Origin of the sequence: Brevibacterium limosum (genome assembly GCF_011617705.1) — a bacterium.
Taxonomy (GTDB): domain Bacteria; phylum Actinomycetota; class Actinomycetes; order Actinomycetales; family Brevibacteriaceae; genus Brevibacterium; species Brevibacterium limosum.
Window position 1 is genome coordinate 2,438,763 of the sequence record NZ_CP050154.1, and the last position, 24,712, is coordinate 2,463,474.

General features: G+C 62.6%; 25 protein-coding genes and 1 pseudogene. 10 read left to right on the top strand and 16 right to left on the bottom strand.

The genetic code is table 11. From position 1 onward, the window contains the following. The first annotated feature begins 90 nt into the window (after window positions 1–90). Together pdxS and pdxT are read left to right on the top strand one after the other, a co-directional pair. The gene (gene pdxS / locus GUY37_RS10945) at window positions 91–972 is read left to right on the top strand and encodes a pyridoxal 5'-phosphate synthase lyase subunit PdxS (RefSeq protein ID WP_166825472.1); all 882 of its coding nucleotides are present in this window, start codon (window positions 91–93) and stop codon (window positions 970–972) included. Continuing rightward, entirely contained in the window at window positions 969–1,541 is a 573-nt protein-coding gene (gene pdxT, locus GUY37_RS10950; RefSeq protein WP_323127498.1) for a pyridoxal 5'-phosphate synthase glutaminase subunit PdxT, read from the top strand. Before pdxS ends, pdxT begins: the two co-directional genes overlap by 4 nt. Before the next feature lie 25 nt (window positions 1,542–1,566). Here the strand turns inward: pdxT and GUY37_RS10955 are convergent, their stop codons facing one another. The 6 genes from GUY37_RS10955 to GUY37_RS10980 form a co-directional block, all read right to left on the bottom strand. Next, the gene (locus GUY37_RS10955; RefSeq protein ID WP_166825475.1) at window positions 1,567–2,571 is read right to left on the bottom strand and encodes a diacylglycerol/lipid kinase family protein; all 1,005 of its coding nucleotides are present in this window, start codon (window positions 2,569–2,571) and stop codon (window positions 1,567–1,569) included. A gap of 20 nt (window positions 2,572–2,591) precedes the next feature. Continuing rightward, entirely contained in the window at window positions 2,592–3,701 is a 1,110-nt protein-coding gene (locus GUY37_RS10960) for a winged helix DNA-binding domain-containing protein (protein ID WP_166825478.1), read from the bottom strand. 77 nt (window positions 3,702–3,778) lie between these two features. Further along, window positions 3,779–5,080 carry a carboxylesterase family protein gene (locus tag GUY37_RS10965; protein WP_166825481.1) on the bottom strand — a complete coding sequence of 434 codons (1,302 nt, stop codon included), beginning with the start codon at window positions 5,078–5,080 and terminating at the stop codon, window positions 3,779–3,781. Window positions 5,081–5,089: 9 nt separating this feature from the next. Beyond that, window positions 5,090–5,593: a phosphoribosyltransferase gene (locus GUY37_RS10970; RefSeq protein WP_152347955.1), complete on the bottom strand. Its 504-nt coding sequence runs from the start codon at window positions 5,591–5,593 to the stop codon at window positions 5,090–5,092. Window positions 5,594–5,652: 59 nt separating this feature from the next. Next, window positions 5,653–6,132 (bottom strand): DUF2087 domain-containing protein, encoded by a 480-nt coding sequence (locus GUY37_RS10975; RefSeq protein WP_166825484.1) that lies wholly within the window; start codon window positions 6,130–6,132, stop codon window positions 5,653–5,655. 198 nt (window positions 6,133–6,330) lie between these two features. Further along, window positions 6,331–6,714 carry a YchJ family protein gene (locus GUY37_RS10980; RefSeq protein ID WP_228278145.1) on the bottom strand — a complete coding sequence of 128 codons (384 nt, stop codon included), beginning with the start codon at window positions 6,712–6,714 and terminating at the stop codon, window positions 6,331–6,333. 51 nt (window positions 6,715–6,765) lie between these two features. Between GUY37_RS10980 and GUY37_RS10985 the strand changes: the two genes are divergently transcribed. The 4 genes from GUY37_RS10985 to GUY37_RS11000 all read left to right on the top strand — a co-directional run bounded on the left by GUY37_RS10985 (window position 6,766) and on the right by GUY37_RS11000 (window position 10,337). Next, a complete protein-coding gene (locus tag GUY37_RS10985; RefSeq protein WP_166825487.1) occupies window positions 6,766–7,353 on the top strand; it encodes an HhH-GPD-type base excision DNA repair protein in 588 nt (195 codons plus the stop codon). Between the two features lie 159 nt (window positions 7,354–7,512). Then, window positions 7,513–8,151, top strand: a complete 639-nt coding sequence (locus GUY37_RS10990; RefSeq protein WP_166825489.1) for a hypothetical protein — start codon at window positions 7,513–7,515, stop codon at window positions 8,149–8,151. A gap of 305 nt (window positions 8,152–8,456) precedes the next feature. Beyond that, the gene (locus GUY37_RS10995) at window positions 8,457–9,011 is read left to right on the top strand and encodes a hypothetical protein (protein ID WP_166820673.1); all 555 of its coding nucleotides are present in this window, start codon (window positions 8,457–8,459) and stop codon (window positions 9,009–9,011) included. 90 nt (window positions 9,012–9,101) lie between these two features. Beyond that, the gene (locus GUY37_RS11000; protein WP_152347950.1) at window positions 9,102–10,337 is read left to right on the top strand and encodes an NAD(P)-binding domain-containing protein; all 1,236 of its coding nucleotides are present in this window, start codon (window positions 9,102–9,104) and stop codon (window positions 10,335–10,337) included. Here GUY37_RS11000 and GUY37_RS11005 read toward each other — a convergent pair. After that, the gene (locus tag GUY37_RS11005; protein ID WP_166825492.1) at window positions 10,307–10,972 is read right to left on the bottom strand and encodes a hypothetical protein; all 666 of its coding nucleotides are present in this window, start codon (window positions 10,970–10,972) and stop codon (window positions 10,307–10,309) included. The genes GUY37_RS11000 and GUY37_RS11005 overlap by 31 nt on opposite strands. A 101-nt stretch (window positions 10,973–11,073) precedes the next feature. Between GUY37_RS11005 and GUY37_RS11010 the strand changes: the two genes are divergently transcribed. Continuing rightward, window positions 11,074–11,790: a PIG-L deacetylase family protein gene (locus GUY37_RS11010; protein ID WP_166825495.1), complete on the top strand. Its 717-nt coding sequence runs from the start codon at window positions 11,074–11,076 to the stop codon at window positions 11,788–11,790. A gap of 145 nt (window positions 11,791–11,935) precedes the next feature. On the opposite strand, the gene tpx is transcribed toward GUY37_RS11010, so the two are convergent. The 9 genes and pseudogenes from tpx to GUY37_RS11055 all read right to left on the bottom strand — a co-directional run bounded on the left by tpx (window position 11,936) and on the right by GUY37_RS11055 (window position 22,647). Then, complete coding sequence (gene tpx, locus GUY37_RS11015; protein WP_152347947.1) at window positions 11,936–12,436, bottom strand: thiol peroxidase; 501 nt, start codon at window positions 12,434–12,436, stop codon at window positions 11,936–11,938. 140 nt (window positions 12,437–12,576) lie between these two features. Next, window positions 12,577–14,733 (bottom strand): bifunctional metallophosphatase/5'-nucleotidase, encoded by a 2,157-nt coding sequence (locus GUY37_RS11020; protein WP_166825498.1) that lies wholly within the window; start codon window positions 14,731–14,733, stop codon window positions 12,577–12,579. 115 nt (window positions 14,734–14,848) lie between these two features. Further along, window positions 14,849–15,856, bottom strand: coding sequence for a DUF368 domain-containing protein (locus tag GUY37_RS11025; RefSeq protein WP_166825501.1), 1,008 nt, complete (start codon window positions 15,854–15,856; stop codon window positions 14,849–14,851). 44 nt (window positions 15,857–15,900) lie between these two features. After that, complete coding sequence (locus GUY37_RS11030) at window positions 15,901–16,419, bottom strand: DinB family protein (protein ID WP_166825504.1); 519 nt, start codon at window positions 16,417–16,419, stop codon at window positions 15,901–15,903. A 55-nt stretch (window positions 16,420–16,474) separates the two neighbouring features. Further along, entirely contained in the window at window positions 16,475–16,846 is a 372-nt protein-coding gene (locus GUY37_RS11035; protein ID WP_166825507.1) for a VOC family protein, read from the bottom strand. A 107-nt stretch (window positions 16,847–16,953) separates the two neighbouring features. After that, window positions 16,954–17,771 (bottom strand): annotated as a pseudogene (locus tag GUY37_RS11040) (thioesterase family protein). Between the two features lie 42 nt (window positions 17,772–17,813). Further along, window positions 17,814–18,029: a hypothetical protein gene (locus tag GUY37_RS11045; RefSeq protein ID WP_166825510.1), complete on the bottom strand. Its 216-nt coding sequence runs from the start codon at window positions 18,027–18,029 to the stop codon at window positions 17,814–17,816. Between the two features lie 201 nt (window positions 18,030–18,230). Then, the gene (locus tag GUY37_RS19215) at window positions 18,231–20,420 is read right to left on the bottom strand and encodes a S1 family peptidase (RefSeq protein ID WP_228278147.1); all 2,190 of its coding nucleotides are present in this window, start codon (window positions 20,418–20,420) and stop codon (window positions 18,231–18,233) included. 265 nt (window positions 20,421–20,685) lie between these two features. Next, a complete protein-coding gene (locus tag GUY37_RS11055; protein WP_166825513.1) occupies window positions 20,686–22,647 on the bottom strand; it encodes a S1 family peptidase in 1,962 nt (653 codons plus the stop codon). A gap of 246 nt (window positions 22,648–22,893) precedes the next feature. Between GUY37_RS11055 and GUY37_RS11060 the strand changes: the two genes are divergently transcribed. From GUY37_RS11060 to GUY37_RS11070, 3 genes are read left to right on the top strand one after another with little or no spacing between them, the layout of a single operon-like run. Further along, window positions 22,894–23,373: an META domain-containing protein gene (locus tag GUY37_RS11060; RefSeq protein ID WP_166825515.1), complete on the top strand. Its 480-nt coding sequence runs from the start codon at window positions 22,894–22,896 to the stop codon at window positions 23,371–23,373. Continuing rightward, window positions 23,370–23,690 carry an META domain-containing protein gene (locus GUY37_RS11065; RefSeq protein ID WP_166825518.1) on the top strand — a complete coding sequence of 107 codons (321 nt, stop codon included), beginning with the start codon at window positions 23,370–23,372 and terminating at the stop codon, window positions 23,688–23,690. The genes GUY37_RS11060 and GUY37_RS11065 overlap by 4 nt, the downstream gene beginning before the upstream one ends. Next, on the top strand, window positions 23,691–24,701 hold the full coding sequence (locus tag GUY37_RS11070; RefSeq protein ID WP_166825520.1) for a DUF808 domain-containing protein: 1,011 nt from the start codon (window positions 23,691–23,693) through the stop codon (window positions 24,699–24,701). The last annotated feature ends 11 nt before the right edge of the window (window positions 24,702–24,712 follow it).

Genomic DNA, 24,712 nt, shown 5'->3' on the forward strand with positions numbered 1-24,712 from the left:
TCCGACCATGGCAGCAGACCGAGATCGCTCGGTTCTGTTCACCTGGTCGACCCGGATCGACTCCGCGACAGTGAATGGACTGGCACCACTATGACCGAAACACAGACCCTGCTCAACACCGGACTGGCCCAGATGCTCAAGGGCGGCGTCATCATGGACGTCGTCAACGAAGAGCAGGCACGCATCGCCGAGGCGGCAGGAGCCTCAGCCGTGATGGCCCTCGAACGGGTCCCCGCAGACATCCGCGCCCAGGGCGGCGTCGCCCGGATGAGCGATCCCGATCTCATCGATTCGATCATCAGCGCCGTGTCCATCCCGGTCATGGCCAAAGCCCGCATCGGGCATTTCGTCGAAGCACAGATCCTCGAGACCCTCGGCGTCGACTACATCGACGAATCAGAGGTCCTCTCCCCCGCCGACTACGTCAACCACATCGACAAGTCCGTCTTCAAGGTGCCGTTCGTCTGTGGTGCGACCAACCTCGGTGAGGCACTGCGCCGCATCACCGAAGGCGCATCGATGATCCGGTCGAAGGGTGAAGCCGGCACCGGCGACGTCTCCGAGGCGATGCGCCATCTGCGCACCATCAGCTCCGAGATCCGTGCGCTGGGCGCGAAGAGCGAAGATGAGCTCTACGTCGCGGCCAAGGAGATCGCGGCCCCGTACCACCTGGTCAAGCAGGTCGCCAGCCTCGGCCGCCTGCCCGTCGTGACGTTCGTCGCCGGCGGCATCGCCACCCCGGCGGATGCGGCGATGATGATGCAGCTCGGTGCCGATGGCGTCTTCGTCGGCTCCGGAATCTTCAAGTCCGGCAACCCTGAGGCCCGTGCGAAGGCCATCGTCGAAGCGACCACTCACTTCGACGACTCGCAGGCTGTGGCCAAGGCCTCCCGCGGACTCGGCGATGCGATGGTCGGCATCAATGTCGCCGATGTCCCCGCACCGCACCGTCTGGCCGAACGCGGCTGGTGAGAGTCGGCGTCCTCGCCCTCCAGGGAGCCTTCCGTGAGCACCTGCTCATGCTCGGCTCCCTGGGGGTCGACACCCTCAAGGTCACCGGGCCCGACCACCTCACCGACATCGATGCGCTCATCCTGCCCGGCGGCGAGTCCACGGCCATGGTGCGCATCGCCGCCGGCACGGATCTCTTCGCGACTCTGCGCGAACGCATGACCGGTGGTCTGCCGGTCTTCGGCACGTGCGCGGGGCTCATTCTCCTGGCGGATCGGCTCAGCGACGATTCTCTGGGCGGGTACGACCGCCTCGGCGGGCTCGATATCACCGTGGCCCGCAACGCCTATGGTCGACAGCGCGAGTCGTTCACCGCCCCGCTGACCGTCCGCGGTCTGGACGAACCGGTCGAAGGCACATTCATCCGGGCTCCGCAGATCCTCGATTTCGGGTCCGACACCGAGGTGCTCGCCCGTCACGGAGACATGCCAGTCCTCGTCCGGCAGGGTTCGGTGTGGGGCGCCAGCTTCCACCCGGAGCTGGGGACGGACCGGCGAATCCACGCAGAATTCCTCCACCGCAACACGTGAGATCGCACGCGGGATCGTCGGCACCTCACGTCGTCGGCGCAGACACCCGCAGCTTCCTCTCACCAGCGTTGACCCGCAGTTCCAGGCAGTCCCCGATGAGGTCGCCGTCGAGTTGTGCCGGCACAGGTGATTCGAGCACGATCGCCGTTTCCGTGGTTCGGCGATAGTCCATGAGCGGATGTGCCTGCGGTCTGCCCTGCAGGCATGCTGCGGCGATTCCCGCCCACGCTCGGCAACGTGCCGTGAACTGGTGCGGGAGCGGTCCGACTGTGAGCACGGAGAAGGCCTCCGCGTCGATTCGTGCCTCCGGGAATACGACGATGGGCCCTGCCGGACGAGTCGCCTTCGATGCCATCACCGACCACACCGGCCGCGGGCCGACTTCCCCTGTGCGCAATGTGAAGTCGGCGGCGAAGAGGGCACGGGCGGCTCCCCACGCGTAGCCGGCCAGCCCCGGGGCGGCATGGTGGTGGGCGACGGCGCGGGCGTCTCCCCCGATGCCTGCGAGGCTGATGAACCCGCTGCGATGTCGACTGCCGTCTGCTTGCCGAAGCTCCGCAGTATTGATCGGAACGTTCAGACTGCTCGTGGTTCCGCCTCGGATGATCGTCGCCACCGTGCCCACACAGTGGTCGATTGCGTGCCGGGACGAACCGAGGCCGATGTGGCGGCAGAGGACGTTCGCGGTCCCGCCCGGGACGAGGAATGTGAGGATCTCCGCCTCGGCGAGCACCGGGGCCGCCGCACGGATGGTGCCGTCCCCGCCGAGGATGATGACGATGTCGGCTCCCCATCTGATGAGCTGTTCGGCTTGCCGATGACCGGAGCGTTCGACGCTGGTCGTCACGCTTCGGTAGTGTGCGGAAGCCGAACGCAGGCCCTGCACCAGAGCGGCATACGCTCGCCGGGTCGCCGCATGTTTGGGATTGAGGATGATCCCGACGTCGGTTCTTCGCTGCGACCATGCCGACTGGTCTTCTGCGGCGACCGTCCTGCTCGCCGGTGTGCGTGTCCTCTGTTGTTCGTCCATTGTCGGTCGTTTCTTGGGCCTCAGATGAAGGCTGGGTGGGTTTCGCTCACCGATTCGACAGCCTCACAGTCGACCGTTTCGCCGGGGAATGCTTCGACCAGGACTCGCGGACCGGTCTTCCGCGGTGACCGCTTCCATGTGGCGCGTGCACGGGTGCCGGTCACCACCGTGTTCTTGAACATTCCGTTGCCGCCGGGCACAACGAGTCTTTCGTTCGCGGGGTCGAGCGTGGCGCTGCGGTCCTTGTATCCGAGGATGATCTCGTCGAATCCCGGCAGGAGCATGGTCTCCTGTGCCGCGGTCTCCCATTCGGACAATCGGTCCTCGAGGTCCGGGGCGTGCACATAGTCGGTGCCGTCGATGTCCGCGCTCACGATCTCACCGGCGTCGATTCCGGCTTGGATGGCTTTTCTCATTCTCGTCTTCGGCAGTCCCGTCCACCGGGTCACGTCGTCGACCGTCACCGGTCCGTGGCTGGTGACGAAGCGTCTCACCCATTCGTGTTCGGCCGCCTCGGCGTCCAATTCTGTGGGAGCGGGCACCCAATCAGCGGTGAGCACATATCTCATGTCGTCCTTGCCCTCGATCATGGGAGCTTGGACGATGATGTTCTGCAGTGCCAGGGAGGTGATGAGGTATCGGGCGTGACCGTATTCGTCACCGGCGTCGATGGGTGCAAACGCGTCGAGCAGCTGTTCGCGGGTCAGCGGTCCACGGTCTCTGATGGCGGTCGCAGCCAGCCGAGCAGCGGTGTCGATCATCGCGTCGGTGATGCCGAAGTGCTTGCGCCGGTTGGCGGTGGATTTCATCGTCCGCGCCCCCGTCAGGCCGAGGATCCACCCGAGGTCCTTGGCCGTGGTCAGATGGATTGTGCCGCGTTGGGTCCAGGACCGTACGATCTCTCCGGCATCGATGGCGGCGCGGACTGCGGCCACGCCTTCGCTGAGATCGCGGCCCGATCGCAGTGCCAGCGAGACCAATGCTCCGCCGAGCGCTTGCGCCTGGACGCAGCCGAGGTGCTCGACGACGGCACCGGCAGGTGAGAGGTCGGTGCCTGTCGGTGACGACGGCGGAGGTCCGACGAGGCCCTGAGCGATCAGACGGGCGGCCGAGATCTGCTGTGCGTCCATGATCCAACGGTAGTGCACGCCGGTGACACGGCAATTGTGAAAGACCGACAGCAGTGGGCACCGCACAGTCGAATCGTTCAGCCCATGATGTCGATGAGGCCGGGCACACGCACTCGCGGCAGAGTGCCCGAGGTGGCGAAGGTGCCCCAGATCCGACGCAGTTCGGGACCGGCGATATCGGTGGTCGCGCCGTAGTCGAGAAAGGATCTGTGCCAGATCTCGCCGGGAAAGATCAGCGGCAGGTCTCCGGAGTGTGCGGCGTCGAAGAAGCTGCCGTCTCCGCGGGAGACGATGAGCAGACGGGCCCCTTGCCCGCCCGACATGCGGTGCCGGTCGTAGAATTCGCGTCCGGCCCGGGTGTACACCGCCGAGGTGATTCCTGATATGAGCGATTCGAGCATGGGCGAGGTCAGGCGCCGGTCGTGGAGGCGACGGAAGGTGGGCACGAATCCGGCGAAGAAGGCGATCTCGCGTTCTGTGCGGGTCATGAGCACTTCGTATTTCGGCGCGACTTCGGCCCAAGCGGTCGCCGCATCCGAACGTGATGGCAGCGGGTAGCGGCCGTAGCGGACTCCGAAGCACATTCCGGCATGCAGACCCCCGACGAGGGCGGCTCTGTGCACTTCCTCCTGGGCCCGGAGGATGTCGTCGACACTGGATGCCGGGTCGATCTTCTGCGCGACCTTCCCCATCGCCCAGTTCATCGTGTCCGTCCCACCGGCCAGGCCCAAGGGGGCCGAGGCCATGAGCACTCGGTGGAAGAGTCCTTCGGCGCCTTCGGCGATCATGAGGTGGGCGCAGGCATCGGCTCCGGCGCTTTGGCCCGCGATTGTGACGTTGTCCGGGTTGCCGCCGAAGGCAGAGATGTTCGTCCGCACCCAGCGCAGGGCGGAGATCTGGTCGAGCACTCCGAGGTTGAGGTGGTCGTCTCGACCGGTTCCGAGGTAGCCGAGGACACCGAGGCGGTAGGTCACGGAGACGACGATGATGTTCTGCTCGGCGGCCAGGGCGTGCGGATCGTAGATCTCCGCATCCCCGGCCCCGGCGACATAGGCTCCGCCGTGGATCCAGACGAGGACGGGCAGCTCCGCCTCGGTGGGGGTGTCCTTCGGCATCGTCACGCTCACACGTAGACAGTCTTCGCTGATGGGAAGCCCACCGAGCTGGTCGAAGGTCATTCCGGCGTTCGGGTCGCGGCGCAGCTGCGGGCTCGCCGGGCCGGGCTGAGCACCGTCGATGAATTCGACCGGGGGTTCGTCGACGGGAGGGAGGAAACGTCCTGCGCGGGCGTAGCGGATGCCGCGTGCGCGGATCACGTCGTCGGCGACATAGGCGCGGACGCGTCCGCACGGGGCGGCGATGTCCCGTGTCTCCTCCATATGGTCAGCTTACTTGCTGGGTTCGACCGGCGGTTCGGCCGACCAGGGGAAGACGATCCACTGATCGGTGCGCTTCCACACGAAGTTCGGGTCGATGATCGACGCGGACTTCGCGTAGATGACGGCAGACTGGGCTTCGGCACCGTGCTTGCGCAGCAGTTCGAGCACGAGGGCCAGGGTGCGACCGGAGTCGGCGACGTCGTCGACGACGAGCAGCTTCTTGCCCTTGATCGCTTCGATGTCGAGCATCGGGGCGAGCAGGATGGGGTCGGGCAGGGTCTCGTGGACGTCGGTGTAGAACTCGACGTTGATGGCGTCGGAGAGCTTGAGCCCGAGGGCGTAGGCCAGTGCGCCGGCGGGCAGCAGTCCACCGCGGGCCACGGCGATGACGATCTCGGGGTCGTAGTCGGAATCCGCGATGGTCTGCGCCATCTCACGCGCCGATCGGCCGAACTTGTCCCAGCTGAGAATCTCTTTGTCGTCGAGATCGGTCGAATCGGCGTGGTAGGCCATGGATGCTCCTCGTGTCTGCCCGGTTGTGGTTCGAGCTTCAAGGATACGCCGTCGCCGGTTCAGCGCAGAAACACCTCGAGCCCGGCCATCTCCTGCGCCTGTGAGCCGGTGTGGGTCGGCGGGTTCGGGTTCACCCAGTACTCCCCCGTGTGGGCATTGCGTTCGAGCAGTCGGTAGTCGATGAGCTCGCGACGCAGCAGGGCGAAGTCCGGGTGGAATTCGCCGAGGATGCCGTTGAGCTGCTTCTCGTCGTAGACCCGGTCCGGGTCGAGGGAGGCGAGGACCTCGATGAGGATGAGGACGAGAGCGCGACGTTTCGTCGGAATGGCCGTGATGCGACCATTCGGCATGAACGTTCTCAGTGTCTTCGCCCGAAACCGATCGATCTGCGGGTCGATGGTGGATTCGCTGGTGGCTTCCGCACTCTGGCTCGCGTTCTGATTCGCGGCGAGCAGTGCGGTGCGCGCAGTGGTGAAGTTCTCACCGGTTTCGGTCATCCGCGTGCGAACGAGCCTCTTGAAATCCTTGTCCTTGGTCATGGTGTCTCTTCCTCAAGCGACCAAGTCTCCCCCAGCACGAAACCTGGTCAGGAAATCACCGTGCCGGTTTCGTCCGAGGATTCTCTCCCCTTCGCCATGCGGTCGGTGTGCTGGGATCACGACCTCGGCTGGGCGTTGGATGCGCCAGCCAACAGTATAGACGTCATCGTCAAAGCTTCTCGAAGTCGGTCCTGGAAGTCAGTTCTCCAGAGCTTCGAGGTACATCCACCGTCCTGCTCTGCGGACGAAGGAGGAGTTCTCTTCGAGGATATGATCGTCGAGGTGGTCCCGGAATCTCGCCCGGAAGTGCACCGTTCCGGTGGCATCGTCTGGACCCCCGTCGGTGGTGGACAGGATCTCGAGGCCGAGCCAGGTGGTGGCGTCATCGACTCCGACGTCGTCGGGGCGGGTCCTGGCATGCCACGTCCGGAAGAGGTGGTCTTCGTCGCCGCGGACGAAGGCGGTGTAGCGGGAGCGCATGAGCGCCTCGGCGGTGGTGGGCCAGGTTTCACCGTCGAGGGCAGGTCGGCAGCAGTCGTCGAAGTCGGTGCCTGGGGGCATTCCGGAGCAGGGGCAGATCATTCCCCGATGATATCGGGGTATGAACTGCAGGCGGCATGCGAAGATAGAGCCATGACTTCACTGTTCCTGTCTGGAGATCCGAAGGCCGATGCACTGTTGGCCGAAGACCGCTTCGCTCTGCTCGTCGGGATGCTGCTCGATCAGCAGGTGACCATGGAGAGTGCCTTCGCGGGGCCGGCCAAGCTGGCCGAACGACTGGGCAAGCTCGATGTCGACGAGATCGCAGAGATGAATCCGGATGATTTCCTCGACACCTTCGCCCAGTCTCCTGCAGTTCACCGGTTCCCGAAGTCGATGGCCGGACGGGTGCAGAAGCTGGCGGCGGCCATCGTCGACGAATACGACGGGAATGCTGAGGCGATCTGGACTGATGGTGACCCCAGCGGTGCTGAGGTCCTCAAACGGCTGAAGAAGCTGCCCGGATTCGGTGATCAGAAGGCCAAGATCTTCCTGGCGCTGCTCGGCAAGCAGTTCGGACTCCAGGCCGAGGGCTGGCAGGAGGCAGCTGGTGACTACGGTGACGCGGAGGCTCGCCGTTCGATCGCCGATGTCGTCGACGACGTCACTCTGCAAGAGGTGCGCGCCTTCAAGAAACAGCAGAAGGCTGCGGCCAAGGCGGCAAAGGCAGCGAACAAGTAGAGACTGTCGCCGAGGCACATTTGCTTCCGCGCACTCGGGCGTGAGTTATCCACAGATTCGACTTCGCCTGTTCTAAAAAGCGTTCCTGTCGAATAATGTAGGGAATCCGGGTGTCGGCCGACGGGGCCGCGCCGCAGTTGCAGACCACAGAGGCGTGGAATGAGAACTGGATCGTCCCGACCGTGTCGTCGACCCGCCCAAATATTCGTTGCCGTTTTCGCCGCACTGAGTTTGGTCTCGGTCGTCGGCTGTGCCGACAATTCACCAGTAGCTGCGCCGACGTCGACCATTCCCGAAGGACAGCCCGACGACGGTTCCACAGATGAATCCACCGAGGTGGCCATCCCCGATTACGACACCGACCTCGACCTCGATCGAGAGGAAAAGGAGGCCGTCGAGGGAGCGCTGGTGGCATTCGATGATTTCATCCAAAATATCAATGACGCATATTCAGGGAAAACCAAAGTAGCGAGCGATTTCCCCCAGTTCGCGTCTGGCGATGCACTTAAGTCAATTCAGGCAGAAGCCAAATCTATAGCTTCCGAGAAAGCGACATTTGAAGGCCAAATCCAACCGTTAAAGGTCGAAATATTTGATGTCACGAAGCAGGAGGACTCAGCAGAACCTGCATCGGTCCTAGTGAATTTCTGTGTTGACACCACAGAGTGGACGATGACCCCGGCGGGGCAATCGCCGACTTTGAACCCTGATGGAAAAGTGACTATGCAACACACGATTCAACAGGATGACGGTAGCTGGAAAGTCGACCAGCAAACTCTCTGGGAACGACGTTGCTAGCCAAAATGGCTTCCCACACCATCCTTACTTTCGCGATTGTCGCCATTTGCTTGTTCGCGGCTCCGGTACCGGCATTGGCAGCACCGGGTTGCACCATCGGCGACACAAGCGGGTGCGAAGCAGTGAAGCCTCCGGCACCCAAGCCTCCTCCTGGCGGTGGCGGCTCTGGAGGGGGTGGTGGCACCGGAGGCGGCGGCTCTGGCGGCGGAAACGACGGTGGAGGTTCCGGTGGCGGAGGCGGCGCCGGCGGTGGGGGCGGTGGCGGACTTCCCGACTGCCCAACGGAGGACGTCGGCCATCTGTGCGTGAGCGAGCCCGGACCGGGTGGTGGAGGCGGTGGAGGCGGCGGGGCTCCGGCCCGACCGGATCCCCCGACGCGCATCCCGGAATCGCAGTTCCAGAACTTCGACATTCCAGCTCCCACAATCTACGCCTGGCCTAAGGATTGGGCTGTCGTCGGCAAGCCGGCAGCTTTCTGGACCGACACCGACGTCAGCTATATCGACATGACCTTGCTGACTTACGCAGTCAAAGTCAAAGTCACGCCGGAGCGTTTCAACTGGGACTTCGGAGACGGCTCGGGCACGACAACCACTGCGAAAGGCGCGAAACCACTGCCCGGCGGCACCCCGCAGATCGGACATGAATACCAAGAATCAGGCAATGTGTCGGCATCGATGACAGCGACATTCAGCGGAGAATTCTCCGTCGATGGCGGCCCCTGGCTTCCTATCGACGGCTTCGCCCACGTCGCCAGCAACAGTATCGGCATAGATGTCTACCGCTATCACCGCTACCTCGTCGACGACGATTGCTACTCCAATCCCCACGGACCCGACTGCGCCCAATCCGCCCGATGACAGCCTGTATCTATCTGCCAGAACGTGACAGCACAACGCCTCGGCGCAGACACTAGGACCTTGACTTCAGAAACCTGAAACAATGTCACCATGGTGTGCCGAATCAACGAGCTCCTGATCGATTCTCACTGGCCTATCGTCATCATCGGCGCAGGCCAAGCCGGACTGTCCGCAGCACACTACCTGTGGCGCGACGGACTCGCACCGGGTAAGGATTTCATTATCCTCGATGCCGGAGACGGACCTGGTGGAGCCTGGCGAGAACGGTGGGACTCCTTGACCCTGGGTTCCACGAACCATATCTCCGACTTGCCCGGATTCCCTCTTGGCCGTCCCGACCCGACCGTGCCCGCCTCGCAGATCGTCTCCGACTACTACTCCCGGTTCGAACGCGAGCTCGAACTCTGCGTCATCCGCCCGGCTGAAGTGAGCACCGTCCGCTCCGAAGAACCCGGACGTGGTCGCTTCACCATCACCGCCACAATCGACGGTGAACATGTGTCGCTCTCCAGCGACTTCCTCATCAATGCAACCGGCACCTGGACTCAGCCCTACGTCCCTTTCATCCCCGGCATCGCCGAGTTCGAAGGCCACCAGCTGCATACCGTGAACTTCCGTGACGTCGAGGACTTCCGCGGACTGCGCACGCTCGTCGTCGGCGGCGGAATCTCCGCCACGCAGTTTCTCCTCGAACTCGCCGAGGTGACCGACACGCTGTGGTCCACACGCCGTCCCCCGAATTTCACGTCCAGAGAATTCGACGGCCAATGGGGCCTCGAAGTCGAGCGAGCCGTCCGCGAACGAACTCTGTCCGGGCTGGCCCCGGCCAGCGTCGTGCGAACCACGGGACTGCCGATCCGTCGAGAATTCCGCGAAGGGATCGATTCCGGAGTTCTGGTCTCCCGAGGCATGTTCGATCGCATCCTTCCCCACGCGGTCCACTTCCCCGGGCTCGGCGACACCCAACAGCCGACCACCTCGGAGGGCTTGGGGCCATCAGCCAGCGACCACCTGGCAGTGCCCGAGTCCTGGGCACCGTTCGACGAATCCCGTGTCGAAGAGGTCGACGTGATCTTCTGGAACACCGGGTTCCGGGCCGCGCTCAAACACCTTGCGCCTTTGCACCTGCGCACACCGGACGGTGGGATCGCTATGGAAACTGAGGTCGCCGTCAAAGACGACCCCCGGCTCTTCCTCGTCGGCTACGGATCGGCCAGTTCCACCGTCGGTGCCACCAGGGCGGGAAGGATTGCGGCCAGGGAACTGCTCAAACGCATGTCAGGGGACCGACAGCCTCAGCGCAGGTCTGGGGCCTTGAGCACCTGATCGCCGAAGCGAACCGTCGGCAGCATCTGACGGAACTGGACCTGAGCCTCGGTGTCATCGGCTTGAGCGAGCATGTCGACGCTGACCTTGAACAGTCGGCTGTCGACGGACACACCAGCAACGGCGCCGAAGATCACGGAATCTTCCTGATCGACTGCGCGCATATCGTCGGGGGCCAGCGAGCCGTGGAAGACCCAGTACTCTCCCCCGCTGACTGGTCCCGTGGTTTCACTGCCCAACGACGATCCCGAGGTGCTGAACATTCTCTCCCGCGCCTTCTCCACCAAGTCCTGAGGTGAAGAGTCATCGTCTTCGAAGCAGTTGACAGTGATGATCGTCCCGGACTCGGCGGTATAGAGCCGGTATCCGTCGTATCCGGACCCATCGGCAAAGTCCGCGCTCAGTGCCAGGCTGACCTCGACGGGACATTCTCCGCCCAGGTCAACGGTTGTCTCACTCATGCCGTGGGGAATCGTCGGACCGGTTGCTGTCGGCGAAGGTGACTGCCCGTCACCGATGCCCACGTTCGCGGGCTTCGAGCCGGCCTCGTCGGAGCTGCTGACCCGAAACGCCGAACACCCGCTGAGGGTCAGCCCCAGAGCCAGCGTCACCGCTACGAGTGATCTCTTCATCATTGTCTGCCTTCACTCGATCGGTAGGTCATCCATATCGTACCCAAGACCGGATTCGTCCCCGCTCTCTGGCGCAACTGAAGACCGCCGCCTAGCCTGGAGTCATGACTGAGATCCCGCTTTTCGATGACTCTGATATCAACCGTGTGCTCTGCGTGGTCGCCCATCCCGACGATATGGAATACGGAGGGTCGGCCGCAGTGTCGAAGTGGACCGATGAGGGCAAGGAGGTTGCGTATCTCCTGCTCACCCGGGGGGAGGCAGGTATCCGTGACTTGAGCCCGGAGGAAGTTGCACCGTTGCGCGCCGAGGAGCAGCGTCGGGCATGCAATATCGTCGGCGTCGACGATCTGGAGATCCTCGACTTCCCGGATGGTCTGCTGGAACCCACTATCGAGCTGCGTCGGGCGATTGCGCGGAAGATCCGCGAGTTCCGTCCGAATGCGGTTGTGGTGACGGCCTTCGATCTTCAGGTGCAGTGGGGGCTCAATCATGTCGATCATCGCCATGCTGGAGTCGCCACGGTCGATGCCATCCGCGATGCCGACAATCCCTGGGTCTTCACCGACCTCAAGGACGAAGGGCTCGAAGCATGGAAAGCCGATCGGCTGCTCGTCAACGGTGCCCAGCCCACACATGCCGTGGCCCTCACCGCCGAGCACGTCGACCGTGGTGTGCGATCGCTCGAGGCGCACAAGGTCTATTTGGACGCACTCGGTGACCATCCGGCACCGAAGGACATGATCCCCGGCATCACCACAAGCGGCGGAGAACTCGCCCGCATCGACTATGCTCTGCCGATCACCGTCGTCGACATGTGAGAGCTTCGCCACGAGCTGTTTATCGGCTGCCGTTGTGCCTGTCGCAATCGCCACTCATTCTCGACAGAGAAAACCGGGTGGGACGTACACGCGTCCCACCCGGTTCGTTCTTCGCGGGTTGAGGCTTCGGCCCGCGGAGAGGAGATCAGGCTCCCACAGCTGCGATCGCAGAGTCGTAGTCGGGTTCGGTGGTGATCTCGTCGACGAGCTGTGTGTAGGTCACGGTGCCCTTCTCATCGAGGACGACGACGGACCGTGCGAGGAGACCGGCGAGCGGACCATCGACCATGGTCACACCGAAGTCCTTGCCGAACGAGCTGCGGAATCCCGAGGCCGTTACGACGTTCTCGATGCCTTCGGCACCGCAGAAGCGGGCCTGGGCGAACGGAAGGTCGTTGGACACACAGAGAACGGTGGTGTTCTCCAGGCCAGCGGCGAGTTCGTTGAACTTGCGCACCGAGGCGGCGCACACACCCGTGTCGAGGCTGGGGAAGATGTTGAGTACCACGCGCTTGCCCGAGTAGTCCTGTGAGTTCACATCACCGAGGTCGCCACCGACGAGGCTGAAGGCCGGAGCCTGCTCGCCCTTGGCGGGCAGTTCGCCGACGGTCTTGACCGGAGATCCCTGAAATGCTGTGTTGGCCATGCTTGACTCTCTCCTTCTTCAGAGCTGACTGCTGTCTCTCTCACTCTACGTGAGTCGGCGCCGAGGGATACCTGTTGCACGCAGACCGGTCATCTGGTCGACCTTCAAGTCGCTGCGTCCCGCGGGTTGCCGACAGTCACTCAGCTGCGACGGCGACGTGTGGAGAGCACCAATGCCGTACCGAGTGCGATGATCGCGGCAGCGATGCCGATGCTTGTGGCGAGTTCGGTACCGGTCCGCGGCAGATCGGCTCTGCCGCCGGCGCCGGCTGACGCATCGTCGGCGTCACCGCTGGCGCCGGTTGCCGAGTCGTCGGCGTCACCGCCGTCAGCGTTGCCATCCGATGCATCACTGTCAGAGGAGCCGTTCGTCGAACCGTCGTCCTCGGCTGTGGCTTCGCCGGCGTTGTCGTCCCCGTCCGAACTTCCGGCGCTTCCGGAGCCCGAGGCATCCGAGGACCCACTGGCATCGGACTCGTCGTCATCGCCTCCGCCCGGTGCGCGACTGCTCGTGACGACCTGCCAGTTCGCGTCGAAGAAATCGGCGGGGTCGACGATCTGTTTCTCCTCAGCCCAGTCGATGAGGGCCTGGCGCACCTCGACCTGTTCGTTGTAGACCTCTTTGAGTCCGTCGACCGGGTAGCCGCCTCCACCGGACTGGCGGTAGTTGTTGATGGCGAGAATGAACCGGTCACCGTCTCCGATTTCGCTCCCGTCGGCCTGTTTGAGGTTCTCGATCCTCTCACCGGTTGGTTTGGAGACATTGATGTCATAGTCGATTCCGGCCAGAGCGTCATAGTTGTAATCCGGGATCGGGACGTCGGAAGCCTCATCGATCGCGTTGGTGCCGTCGACCGGGTCGAAGTCAGCACCTTCCTCAGTCTGTTTGAAATAGCGTGCTGAGTATTCGAGGTAGTCACGCAGTTGGGCACCGTTGATCTCGACTCCGGACAACGTGTTGTCGTAGACGTAGAGGCCTGCGACGTCGCGGATCGTGATGTCACCGGCCGGGAATTCTGCAGTGCGGCTGAAGGGCGAGGCCTGAGAGATCACGGGGAGATCGTCATAGTCTGTTCCCTCCAGTCCCTCTTGCACCGTCTCCGTCTGAACGTGGGAGATGAAGTCGAGGATCGCGGTGTCCTCGTAATAGGAGGTCTTCGCCGACAGGGTTTCGGTCACCGATCCGATCTTCGTATTCACGTAGTCGATCGTGGTCCGGTGCTGCTCATCGACGAGGTCCTTGATCTCCTGGTCCTCCGCGATGTCGCCCTGGGTGGCCAGCGCCTCCGCGTGCGGCTCGGTCTCGCCCCAGTCGACGTGGTGAGTATCGAGATTGATCGGCAGCCCCACCTCGGAGACCGAACGGGCCCAGTAGTTCGGCTGGGTGATGAGCACTTGGCTGCCGTCGTCGCGGGACACGACCTGGCTGGGTTCGTTCTGGTGGGTATGCCCGGCGACGAGGACATCGACACCGGGAACCTTCGCTACGGAGGTGCTGACGTTCTCCTGCAGTTCGTCCGGATCCCAGCTCTGTCCCTTCGGATCCTTGCCCGAGTGGGAGAGCACGACGATGACGTCCGCTCCCTTCTGCCTCATCTCGGGGACATACTTCTGAGCAGTTTCGACGGGATCGTCGAAGTGCACCTTTCCTGACAGGTTGTTCTTGTCCCAGATTCGGCTGCCGGGGGTGGTTACGCCGAGGACACCGACGGTGATCGTCTGACCATCGACCTGTTTGTCGACCATCGCGTACGGGTCCAAATGCGTCTGGCCGTCTGCGTCGTCGATGACATTGGCGCCGAGCAGCGGGAAGTCGAGCTGATCGTCGTATGTGGAGAGCAGATCGAGGCCATAGTTGAATTCATGGTTGCCGACGACCTGTGCGTCGTATCCCAGGTGATTGTAGGTCTTGGCCAGTGGGTGCGTTTGGCCGCCTGTCGTGATCGGCTTCTGTTTGGCGAAATAGTAGGCCAAGGGGTTGCCCTGGATGGTGTCGCCGTTGTCGACGAGGAGCACGGATTCTGCGCCTTTGTCCTCACGTACTCCCTTGATGAGCGTCGAGGCTCGGGACATGCCCAGTTCCTCCCCTTCCGGGTAGGGCTTGTTCGCGAAGTAGTCCCAGTTGAGTACGTTGCCGTGGACGTCGGTCGTCGCCAATAGGGTCAGCTCCCCGGTCTTCGCCGCATTGGCATCGACGGGAGCCTCGGCGGCACCGAGGCCGGTCGCCGAGGCCGCTGCGGGCCCGGTTACGATAAGAGCAAGGGCGAGTGTGGACGAAGTCAGGGTGTGCAGACGCATGTGTCTCCAGAAATCCGGTCAGAGATGATGAAAGTGATTCAGCTCTCTCACCCTAGTGTGCGCTGACCGTTTTCTGAATGGATCTTGAAAGAAATTTGCACAAACTCTGTTGCGCTCACGCCACGGTGGAGTCGGCTCCATTGGTCTTATTCTTTGAGGACGCGAACTTCGCTTCGACGACGATGAGGATGACGACTACGGCCGCGCCGAGGACTGCGAGAAGGATGGGACCGAGCACCGGGTCGACGGGAGCCAGCAGGCCACCTGCTCCGTGTTCTTCGCCGTCAGCTCCCATCTCGGCGGCCGACTGCCAGGGCCAGAGTGCACGCAGAGACCCGAACATCAGTCCTGCCATGACGATGAGTGTCCACCGCCGATGGTTGTGCAGGAAGTATTTGAGGATGTTGACGAAGACGGCCAGGCCGAGGATCGCGCCGAGCAGGAAGATGCCGAGGTACCCGAAGTCGCGGGAGTCGACGGCGCGCAATGTGGTCGAGTACATGCCGACTGCCAAGAGGAAGAATGATCCGGACACTCCGGGAACGACGAGTGCGCAGATGGCGATCGAGGCGACGAAGAAGACGGCGATGAGCGGCGGGTTCTCCACATCGGCCCCGCCGGCCAGACTCGTCATCCAGAATGCGAGAGCGGCTGCGGCGATGAAAGCCAGCACACCGAGGAGGGCAGGCTGACGCGTGGTTCGTGTCGGCAGCATCCGCAGCGGCACGGCGATGCTGGCGGCGACGAGGCCGAAGAACAGTCCGCGGGAGAGTTCGGGGTTGCCGGTGACGAAAGATTCCATGACACCGGCGATGGTGAACACCGCGGCGGCCATTCCCAGCAGAACGGGGATGACGAGGAACCAGTCAGTGCGCCGCAGTTCAGCAATCGCACCTGCCACCCGGTTCGGTCCTGCCACCAGGGTCTTTGCTGCCGAGACGACGTGGGCGGCGGAGTCGATGAGTTGGTCGTAGACTCCGGTGACCAGGGCGATGGTTCCGCCGGAGACTCCGGGGACGAGTTCGGCGCTGCCGATGAGGAAACCGCGGATCAGGTCGAGGGGAATGAGCGCTTTGGGTCGCTTCGGCGCAGTTTCGGTGCCGGTCGGCGGAGTGTTCGTCATACCTCCCAGCCTATTTGATCGAGCTGCTGTTGCAGGCCCGCGACTCAGTCGCCGATCTCACCATCGATGTCTTCGCGGAGGAGGTCGGCGTGGCCCGCATGCCGGGCATACTCTTCGATGAGGTGGATGAGGACCCACCGGACGTTGAACTTCTCTCCGTCGCTGTCACACCGTTCGGTGCGCGTGTCCAGATTGACCACCTCGGCGAGGATTCCACGGGAGACCTCACATGACTGTTCGTGGACAACTAGGAGTTCTTCCGCAGTCATCCCAGCGGCGGACTCGAAATCCCAATCGCGATCGGTGTTCCAATCGACGCTCGACCACGGTTCGCCCAGCTCTTTGCCCTGCAGCACTTCAACGAACCAGCTCTCTTCGACAAGTGTGAGATGTCGGAGGATGCCGCCGATCGTCAGTGACGATGAGGCAACGGTGTGGTTCAGCTGGTCAGGCGTGAGCCCATAGGCCTTGCGTCTGACCACCTGTCGAAAGTAGTCGAGGAACTCTTCCAGTCCATGGCGTTCGCTCGGAGCGTTGCTCGGGTCGGTCAATGGCAGGGTCATACTGAGCCTCTCTGATCATGCAGACGGCCTGTTTGGCAAACCACGTGCGTAACGTTCAGTCTAGTTTTCGCCGGCCGATGTCGAAGAGGTTTCCTTCGGGATCTTTCAAGGTCGTCCATTCGATCCCGTATTCATCGAAGGACGCGAGCTTCTGCGCACCCAAGGAGACGGCACGGTCGACATCTGCGGGATAGTGCGGGTCGTCGAGGTCGATATGCAGTGGGTTCTTCCCCTCCGCACGTTCGTCGACCTTGAGGAAGAGCATCCCCGGGGTCACTGATTCTGCGTTGTGGACTCCCCCGATGCTTGCGACGAATTCATTGGCGCCGGGATCGATTTCGGCGCCGAGAAGTTCCGCCCAGAAGATCGATTGTGCTTCCACATCGAGGCAGTCGAAGGTGATGCTCAGAGAAGACAGAGACGCCATGAGCGTGGTCCTTTCACAGACGGAGAGGTATTGCTCTGACTCTAGAGCAGCCCACTGACATGACGCTCAATGAGCGTCATCGTCGGTTATCCGCCGTCATCGTCGCTTCAGCCGCGAGGCTGGCGCGCCAACTGCCGTGACTGAGCCACGAGGCGACCGTCCGAGTCCCACAGTTCGCAGTCCTCTTCGAACATTCCGCCGGCGATGTTCCGCGTGGACAGCCGTGCGCCGATCCAACCGGGCGCGGGCAGGGCGCGAACATGCGCTGTCAGTTCCATCGTCGGTGCCCAATTGAAACGACCGAGGTCGAACATCACTGGCGGGAAGGAATCAAGAACGTGAGCAGGGACAGCGGATCCGGGTCCGTCCCGTCGATGAACCGAATCCACCCCTGCAGCACTCCGCGCCCGCTGGGTTTGCCGACCGCGAATCCTGCGGTGGCGGGATCCAGGCGCATATCGAAACGTTCGATGAGCGGTGCCGCCTTCTTGAAGTCCTCGCTGGCTTCGGCGACGCTGACGCATTCCTCTGGTGGTGGCAGCTGGGGCTGAGTAGCTGTGGTGCCGACATCATCAGGAAGCTCGCCGAGGTTGCCCATCGTGGCCATCGCCGAGATCGTCGGTGCCCCGTTCTGGAAGAGTTCGATGCTGTAGCTCGCCGTTGATCGACCTTCGCGCAGTGTGCGTGTGTTGATGTCCACGGGTCCTTCGGTGCTGGGTCCGAGATAGAAGGTGGAGACCACGAGCGGATCCGGAGTATTCGGGTTGACGGCACGAAGAGCCTGACCGGCCACTCCGAGGAGGTAGCCACCATTGACGGCGCCGGCGACTTTCCAGCCGGCGTCGAGCTCGGCAGTGAAACGGTGGTCGCTTTGTCGGGTGACTGCGGTGGCGCGGGAGAATTCACTGGCGGTCGTTTGACTCATATCACATACAGTACCAACAACTGAACGAACGTCCAGCCAGCCTCAGTGCTGTCCGGACCGCCGTTCGTTGCCGTGCCGGTAGTTTCCCGTTGCCCGGGCCAATAGTTGCTGATCGGTGTCGTCATGGCGGCCGAGTTTGGGGATGAGCGCGGCAGCCTTTTTCCCGCCGAGTTCCATGATGGTACGGCCGCCTCGGCGAATGAGGAGGACCCCAGATTTGGTGATCTGGTAGTCAAACGGATCATCTTCAAGGCTCACGGTTGGACTCCTTCGTCGGGCGTGCCATGGTCATCGCGTATCTGCTCTGAATCGCGGTGAGCGCACTCCGATTAGTCTAAGCGCATGAGTATGACGCCCTACTCAACCCGATTACTCGTCAAATGAGGAGAAGGTGCCCCTGACCATCAGGTCAGGGGCACCTTCGCTCAGACAGTCATCGAGTGACCGCCAGAGGTGTTTTCAGTTGTTCTTCTTGCGGCGCATGGTCAGAACAACAGCGGCTCCACCGACGAGGAGCAGTCCGGCTCCGGCGGCCAGGCCGGTCAGCTCGGCACCGGTGCGAGGCAGATCAGATCCGCCGCCGTCACCGTTTCCATCATCGTTGCCGTTGTCGTCACCATCGTCGCCGCCACCGTTACCGTCTTCGTCGGCAACGACCTCGAATGAGCCGGTGAGGGCTTCTTCGTCTTCGGTGTCATTGGCTCCGGTGACCTCGAGGTCGTACTTACCGAGGTAAGCCTCGGGGTTCGAAGCGCTGGTGCCGTAGATCGAGAAGCCGACGACTCCGTCAGCGTCGGCGGTCTCCTCGAGAGTGATGCCCTCGACGTTGTCCGGACCGGCAACGACTTCGAGGGAGACCTGCTCGCCCTCTTCGAAGCCTTCAGCGGTGATCTGCACGCCCTTGTCTTCCTTCACGAAGTCCGAAGCGGAGATTTCCTTCGGGTCGACAGTCAGGTTGCGCTCGGCAGGGGCTTCTTCAGCCTCGACAGTCACGACGAACTGGGTTGCAGCAGAAGTCTGACCATTCGCATTGACGACTGCGGTGTAGTTGTAGTCGCCAGCTTCGGCAGGAGCCTCAGCGGAGAAGTTGCCGTCAGCGTCGGTCTTGACAGTCACGGTGCCCTCGGCAGGTGCGGCCTGAGCAGAACCGGCGTTGGCGCCAGCAGGCTTCCAGGTCAGCTTCACTTCAGCATTCGGAGCAGCCTTGCCGGTGATCTTTCCACCTTCAACGACCGTCTGGTCTCCGACCTTGGGAGCTTCGGGCTTCTCGTCACCGTCAGAGTCGGAATCAGCTTCATCATCCGTGCCGTCGGCGTTGTCGGCTCCATCGGAGTCCTTGCCATCAGCTGCGGAGCCGCCGTCAGCGTTGCCCTTGGCGTCCTCGTTCGCGTCGTTACCTTCAGCCGACGAGCTGCCGTTGTTGTCGGCGTTTTCATCGGAGTTGGCGTTCACCTCATCGCCGTCGGCCTGAGCGTCAGCGTTCTCGCCGTCGGCCTGAGCGTCAGCGTTCTCGCCGTCGGCCTGAGCGTCAGCGTTCTCATCATCGTTGCCGTCATCCGGCTTGGTCAGCTGGAAATCGATGCCTGCCTGATCAAGCGAGTATTTGAGGTCGGAAACCCAGCTAAACGAGCCGTTTCCGCCCGAGATGACACCGACAGCGGTTTCACCCTGATAGACAGCTCCCCCTGAATCGCCCGGAGCTGAGAACGCCTCACCGTCAGGGAGAACCTTCATGCCATGAACCAGATGGCCACTGACGTTTGCGTAATCCAGCTCACCCTCGGCAGGAGCAACTGTTCCCTGGGTAACCCCAGTGGTCCGTCCTGACTTTGTAACAGCCGCACCTCTGGTGGGGTTCCCGATCGTGTTGACAGGAACCGTTTTCAACGAGAGGTCCTCGGCCTCGATTGCCGAGTCGTCCCAGGTGGTGACCTCAGACTTTGTAGTGAAACCGCTTGCAACATTGATGCTCGCAATATCAATGGCTTCCGCTTCGCTTCCGACGGGAGGCGCATCGGCATCAGATACATAGCCAAACTGGTGTTTGCCCCAGCTGCCTGGTGCCCCAACGCCCGCTAGCTCAGACTGCTCTGAACCGGCCGCTTCAGCACTGGATGGCAGCTCCATGTCCCAAAGTGGAGCCTCACCAAGGGAGTTAGCGTCGTCGTCAAGCTCTTCGGCGCAGTGTCCTGCTGTAATGACGACCTGATTGCCACTCCTATCCCAGCCAGCAAATCCGGTTGAGCAAGCTCCGCCCGCACCTTCGGGCCCATGAGGAGCTTTGGTGATATAACCTGCACCGCCGACGAGGTCCCTCTTCCCTTGCGCCTCAAACGAGGCAAACTCCGGACCGACCTGGACGTCAACGTTGCCGTACTTCTTTGCCAGTTCTTCGACAGCGGCGGTCTTCTCGACTGCTCCGATGTGGAGGGTATTCGCCTTGAACCCGATCTGCCCAATCTCTTCGGGGAGCTTACCGTCGTCACCAGCAAGATACGTGTCCACGGCCTCTTGCATCTGCGCCTCGGTCTGGACTTTAAGGGTCTTCGGCGCATCAGCCGCCGCGGGCCCCGCGACGAATGCGCCGCCGAGGCCGAGTGCTGTCGCTGCTGCCAGCGCCAGCGAACTCTGCACGAGTTTCTTCTGCATAAGTTGTTGTCTCTCTGTTCTGAGGGATCAATGTCACAAGTTGATGACCTAAGTCACGATAAGGTTACGGGCCGCACTCAGGGACTACCAAAAAAGTACGTCGAAAACTGTGAACTTAATGTACGAAACTTCACCAGATGTACAAAGGCCCTTGCTGCTATCCCCTACGTCATCGCTGTCATGAATTGACGAAGCCCCCGGTCAGAGACCGGGGGCTTCGTCAGTAAGCGTTCAGCAGACCGTCAGACGGTCAGCCTCACTGCACTCAGTTGTTGTTCTTGCGACGCATGGTCAGAACGATTGCGGTTCCGCCCACGAGGAGCAGTCCGGCTCCGGCAGCCAAGCCCGTCAGCTCGGCACCGGTGCGAGGCAGGTCAGACCCACCGTCACCGTTTCCATCATCGTCATTTCCGTCGCCGGCTCCGCCATCGGCATTGCCGTCGTCGTTGTTGCCGTCATCGTCGCCGCCGCTTCCGCCACCGGAGCCGTCTTCGTCAGCAACAACCTCGAACGAACCGGTCAGTGCCGACTCATCCTCGGTGTCGTTGGCGCCAGCGACCTCGACGTCGTACTTACCGAGGTAGGCCTCGGCGTTCTCGGCACTGGTGCCGTAGATCGAGAAGGCGGCAGCGCCGTTCTCATTCGCGGTCTCATCCAGCTCGATGCCTTCGACGCCCTCGGGTCCGTTGGCAACCTCGAGAGTCACCTTCTCGCCCTCATCGAAGCCCTTGACCGTGATCGTCACGCCCTTGTCTTCCTTCACGAAGTCAGAAGCCGCGATCTCCTTGGGGTCCACGCTGATCTCACGCTCGACAGGAGCAGGGGTCTCGGATTCGTCCTTCTCGACGGTCACATCGAACTCGGTCGGCTCGGACTTCTCTCCGTCAACGGTCGCAGCCGCAGTGACGTTGTAGTCGCCCTCTGCCTCGGGCCCTTCGACCGAGAAGTTTCCATTCTTGTCGGCTTTGGCGGTTTCAGAACCATTCTTGTCAGCCTGGGTCTTGACCTGGGCACCTTTTTCGTCTTCAGCGGCTTCCCACTTCACCTCGACCTCGGCGCCGGCCTCGGCCTTGCCCTTGATCTTGCCTTCGGGCTCGATGGTCTGATCTTCGGCCTTCGGAGCCGCAGGAGCCTCAGGGGTCTCCTCGCCCGGCTTCTCGAGGTTGAAGTCCGTGCCGGACTCCTCGAGCGAATGATCGAGGTCGGCAACCCAGGTGAACGACGTGTTCGCGTCGAGGTCGCCGCCGCCGGAGATGACACCGACAGCGGTGCTGCCCTGATACACGCCGCCGCCGGAGTCTCCCGGCTGCGAGAAGGGCTTGTCGATCGGAGTAGTCACACCGAATCCGTGAACCCAGCGGCCGCCGACGTTCTGGTAGTCGAAGTCGTATTCCGAGCGCGGCAGAACCTCGCCTTCGGTCTTACCGGTGGTACGACCGGACTTGCTGATCGCGCCTTCCTTGTGTTCACCGACGTCGGTGATCTCGGTGGTCGACTTGGCCAGGTCGTCCTCATCGGCGGTGGACCAGTCGGTGATGCCGTTCTTGACGTTGTACTTCGACTCGTCGACATTGATCACTGCGAAGTCGATGTCGGACTCGCTGGGCTCAGGCCACTTGTCCTGGTCGGCACCTTCGAGCAGGTCGCCGCCGAAGTTGTGGAAGCCCCACTTGCCGATGACGCCGTCGCCGGAAGCCTGGAAGCCTTCTCCGCCGTTGGCCTCAGAGGTCGAAGGCTTTTCGGTCTGGTCGACGGTGGTGTCACCGTCGAAGTCATTGGTCTGTTCGTTGATGATCTTCGAGCAGTGTCCGGCGGTGAGGACGACGGGCTTGCCGTCTCCGTCCCAGCCGGAGAAACCGGTCGAGCAGGCTCCGCCGCTCTCGCCGGCCTTGACGAGGTAGCCGGCACCGCCGACGAGGTCGTTCTTCGCGTAGGGCTTCAGTTCCTTGACGCCCTCGGTGACCTTGATGTTCTGGTACTGCTTCTCGAGCTTCTTGATATCGTCGGTCTTCTTGGCAACGCCGATGCTGAGCTCGCCGCCCTCGGTGCCGTAGGCGTTGACGCCTTCGATACCGGACAGTGCCTTCTGGACGTGAGCTTCACTCTGGAGGTCCAGCTTCTGCGGAGCGTTGTCGGCCATCGCCGGTGAGGCGACGAGCGCGCCGCTCAGGCCCAGCGCCGCTGCGGCACTGATTGCCAGCGAACTCTGCACGAGTTTCTTCTGCATAAGGTTGATTCCCTTGATCGTTGTCGATGCTTCGATTGCCCGACCCCTGCAACACGCTTCGCCGCAACCGGACGGTCCATGTCTTCGGTGTCAGTTTTCCAACCGTGTGAAAGATTACGGTTTGGTCACGACGCATTGCAAGAACCATCAGAGTCGCAGGTGAACACAACTTACAGAAGTCGAGGCTCACAAGCCGTCCTGTGTTCTTCCAGGGGCCTCGGAAACGGTGCCGTTATGATCAGGGACATGCCGAACCACACAACGCTTCGCACCCTGGCCGCTGCGAGACCTGCCTCGAGACTCGCGCTCGGACTCGCCGCCCTCGCACTCACGCTGCCGTTGGCGGCCTGCGACACCGGCGTCGACCCACGGAACCCCAGTTCCCCCGCTCCCACCGAATCCACCGAAACTGCGTCCCCCAGCGAAGACGCCTCCGAGCCGGACCCCACCGGCAGATGGACCTCGCCGGAAAAGGGCGACCCGTTCCTCGAATTCGCTGACGACGGCTCCCTCGAAGGTTCTGACGGCTGCAATGCGATCGTCACCAGCTGGAAAGCCGAAGGCGATGAGATCGTCATCGATTCATTCATGTCGACGCAGAAAGCATGCGCCGGCGTCGACACCTGGCTGAGCAAGGCGTCGACAGCCACCATCGAAGGCGATGTCATGAAGGTCAAGGACAGCAATGGGAAAGTCATCGGCGGACTGGAGAAGGAAGACAAATGACACAGGAACTCATCGGCCGCTGGGTGGCCGAGACGAACGAACGAGCCTTCCTCGAATTCTCCGAGGACGGCTCATTGCGCGGCAGCGACGGCGCCAACAACCTCGTGACCTCATGGTCGACCGAGCCCGAGGGCGTGATGATCAGATCCTCGCTCATGACGCTCAAAGCCGCCCCCGGAATGCTCACATGGGTTCCCAAGGCCAGGCGAGTCGAAGCCGACGGCGACCGTCTGCACCTCTTCGACGCAGGCGAGAACCACCTCGGCGATCTTCATCGTCAGCCGCCGGGCGCCACCCACAAGCTCGGCGGTCGGTAGATGGCCGGGGGTCTGATCGCACTCCTTGACGACGTCGCCGCGATCGTCAAACTCTCAGCTGCCAGCCTCGACGATGTCGCCGCCGGTGCCTCACGCGCCGGCGCCAAAGCTGCGGGCGTCGTCATCGATGATGCGGCAGTGACGCCGAAGTTCGTCGAAGGAGTGGACCCGAAACGCGAGCTGCCGATCATCCAGCGCATCGCGTTGGGGTCGCTCTTCAACAAGCTCGTCATCATTCTGCCGGTCATCCTGCTGCTCAGCCAGTTCCTGCCCTGGCTCCTCACCCCGCTGCTCATGATCGGCGGCACCTATCTGTGTTTCGAGGGTGCAGAGAAGGTCGGTGAGAAGCTCGGGTGGATTGCTCACCACGAGAAGGAGACCCCCGCCGCTGAGAAGACGACCGATGGCGCAGCAGCGGAGAAGAAGGTCGTCCGGTCGGCCATCACCACCGACTTCGTCCTCAGCTGCGAGATCATGGTCATCGCCCTCAACGAGGTGGCCGGTGAGTCCCTGACCAGCCGTGCCGTCATCCTCGCCGTCGTCGGCATTGCGATCACCGTCGGCGTCTACGGTGTCGTCGCGCTCATCGTGAAGATGGATGACATCGGTCTGCACATGGCGAAGAAGGACTCCCCCGGACAGCAGAAGTTCGGTCGGTTCCTCGTCGAAGCCATGCCGAAGCTGCTCGCGCTGCTCTCCGTCGTCGGCACCTTCGCCATGCTATGGGTCGGAGGCCACATCATCCTCGTCGGCATCGATGAACTCGGCTTCCACGCACTCTACGGCTTCGTCCACCACCTCGAAGAACCCGTCGCCGCGATCGCGGCCATCGGCGGATTCCTCGGCTGGCTGGTCAATACGTTCTTCTCCCTCATCCTCGGCGCGATCTGGGGAGGGATCGTCGTCGCCGTCGTCATCGGCGCCAGAGCACTGTTCACAGGCCATAGGACCTCGGGCGAATCGAACGCCGTCACCGAGGCGGCACCGCATCCGGATCAGACTCAGTCGTAGTCGTCCGGTCC

Excerpts from the sequence above, each read along its gene's own strand:
- GUY37_RS10955 (WP_166825475.1), bottom strand. The coding sequence starts at position 2,571 with ATGGACGAACAACAGAGGACACGCACACCGGCGAGCAGGACGGTCGCC.
- GUY37_RS10960 (WP_166825478.1), bottom strand. The coding sequence starts at position 3,701 with ATGGACGCACAGCAGATCTCGGCCGCCCGTCTGATCGCTCAGGGCCTC.
- GUY37_RS11070 (WP_166825520.1), top strand. The coding sequence starts at position 23,691 with ATGGCCGGGGGTCTGATCGCACTCCTTGACGACGTCGCCGCGATCGTC.
- GUY37_RS11030 (WP_166825504.1), bottom strand. The coding sequence starts at position 16,419 with ATGACCCTGCCATTGACCGACCCGAGCAACGCTCCGAGCGAACGCCAT.
- GUY37_RS10980 (WP_228278145.1), bottom strand. The coding sequence starts at position 6,714 with ATGATCTGCCCCTGCTCCGGAATGCCCCCAGGCACCGACTTCGACGAC.
- tpx (WP_152347947.1), bottom strand. The coding sequence starts at position 12,436 with ATGGCCAACACAGCATTTCAGGGATCTCCGGTCAAGACCGTCGGCGAA.
- pdxS (WP_166825472.1), top strand. The coding sequence starts at position 91 with ATGACCGAAACACAGACCCTGCTCAACACCGGACTGGCCCAGATGCTC.
- GUY37_RS11065 (WP_166825518.1), top strand. The coding sequence starts at position 23,370 with ATGACACAGGAACTCATCGGCCGCTGGGTGGCCGAGACGAACGAACGA.
- GUY37_RS11005 (WP_166825492.1), bottom strand. The coding sequence starts at position 10,972 with ATGATGAAGAGATCACTCGTAGCGGTGACGCTGGCTCTGGGGCTGACC.
- GUY37_RS10975 (WP_166825484.1), bottom strand. The coding sequence starts at position 6,132 with ATGACCAAGGACAAGGATTTCAAGAGGCTCGTTCGCACGCGGATGACC.
- GUY37_RS11000 (WP_152347950.1), top strand. The coding sequence starts at position 9,102 with ATGGTGTGCCGAATCAACGAGCTCCTGATCGATTCTCACTGGCCTATC.
- GUY37_RS11025 (WP_166825501.1), bottom strand. The coding sequence starts at position 15,856 with ATGACGAACACTCCGCCGACCGGCACCGAAACTGCGCCGAAGCGACCC.
- GUY37_RS11020 (WP_166825498.1), bottom strand. The coding sequence starts at position 14,733 with ATGCGTCTGCACACCCTGACTTCGTCCACACTCGCCCTTGCTCTTATC.
- GUY37_RS11060 (WP_166825515.1), top strand. The coding sequence starts at position 22,894 with ATGCCGAACCACACAACGCTTCGCACCCTGGCCGCTGCGAGACCTGCC.
- GUY37_RS10990 (WP_166825489.1), top strand. The coding sequence starts at position 7,513 with ATGAGAACTGGATCGTCCCGACCGTGTCGTCGACCCGCCCAAATATTC.
- GUY37_RS11035 (WP_166825507.1), bottom strand. The coding sequence starts at position 16,846 with ATGGCGTCTCTGTCTTCTCTGAGCATCACCTTCGACTGCCTCGATGTG.
- GUY37_RS10965 (WP_166825481.1), bottom strand. The coding sequence starts at position 5,080 with ATGGAGGAGACACGGGACATCGCCGCCCCGTGCGGACGCGTCCGCGCC.
- GUY37_RS10985 (WP_166825487.1), top strand. The coding sequence starts at position 6,766 with ATGACTTCACTGTTCCTGTCTGGAGATCCGAAGGCCGATGCACTGTTG.
- GUY37_RS11010 (WP_166825495.1), top strand. The coding sequence starts at position 11,074 with ATGACTGAGATCCCGCTTTTCGATGACTCTGATATCAACCGTGTGCTC.
- GUY37_RS19215 (WP_228278147.1), bottom strand. The coding sequence starts at position 20,420 with ATGCAGAAGAAACTCGTGCAGAGTTCGCTGGCGCTGGCAGCAGCGACA.
- GUY37_RS10970 (WP_152347955.1), bottom strand. The coding sequence starts at position 5,593 with ATGGCCTACCACGCCGATTCGACCGATCTCGACGACAAAGAGATTCTC.
- GUY37_RS11055 (WP_166825513.1), bottom strand. The coding sequence starts at position 22,647 with ATGCAGAAGAAACTCGTGCAGAGTTCGCTGGCAATCAGTGCCGCAGCG.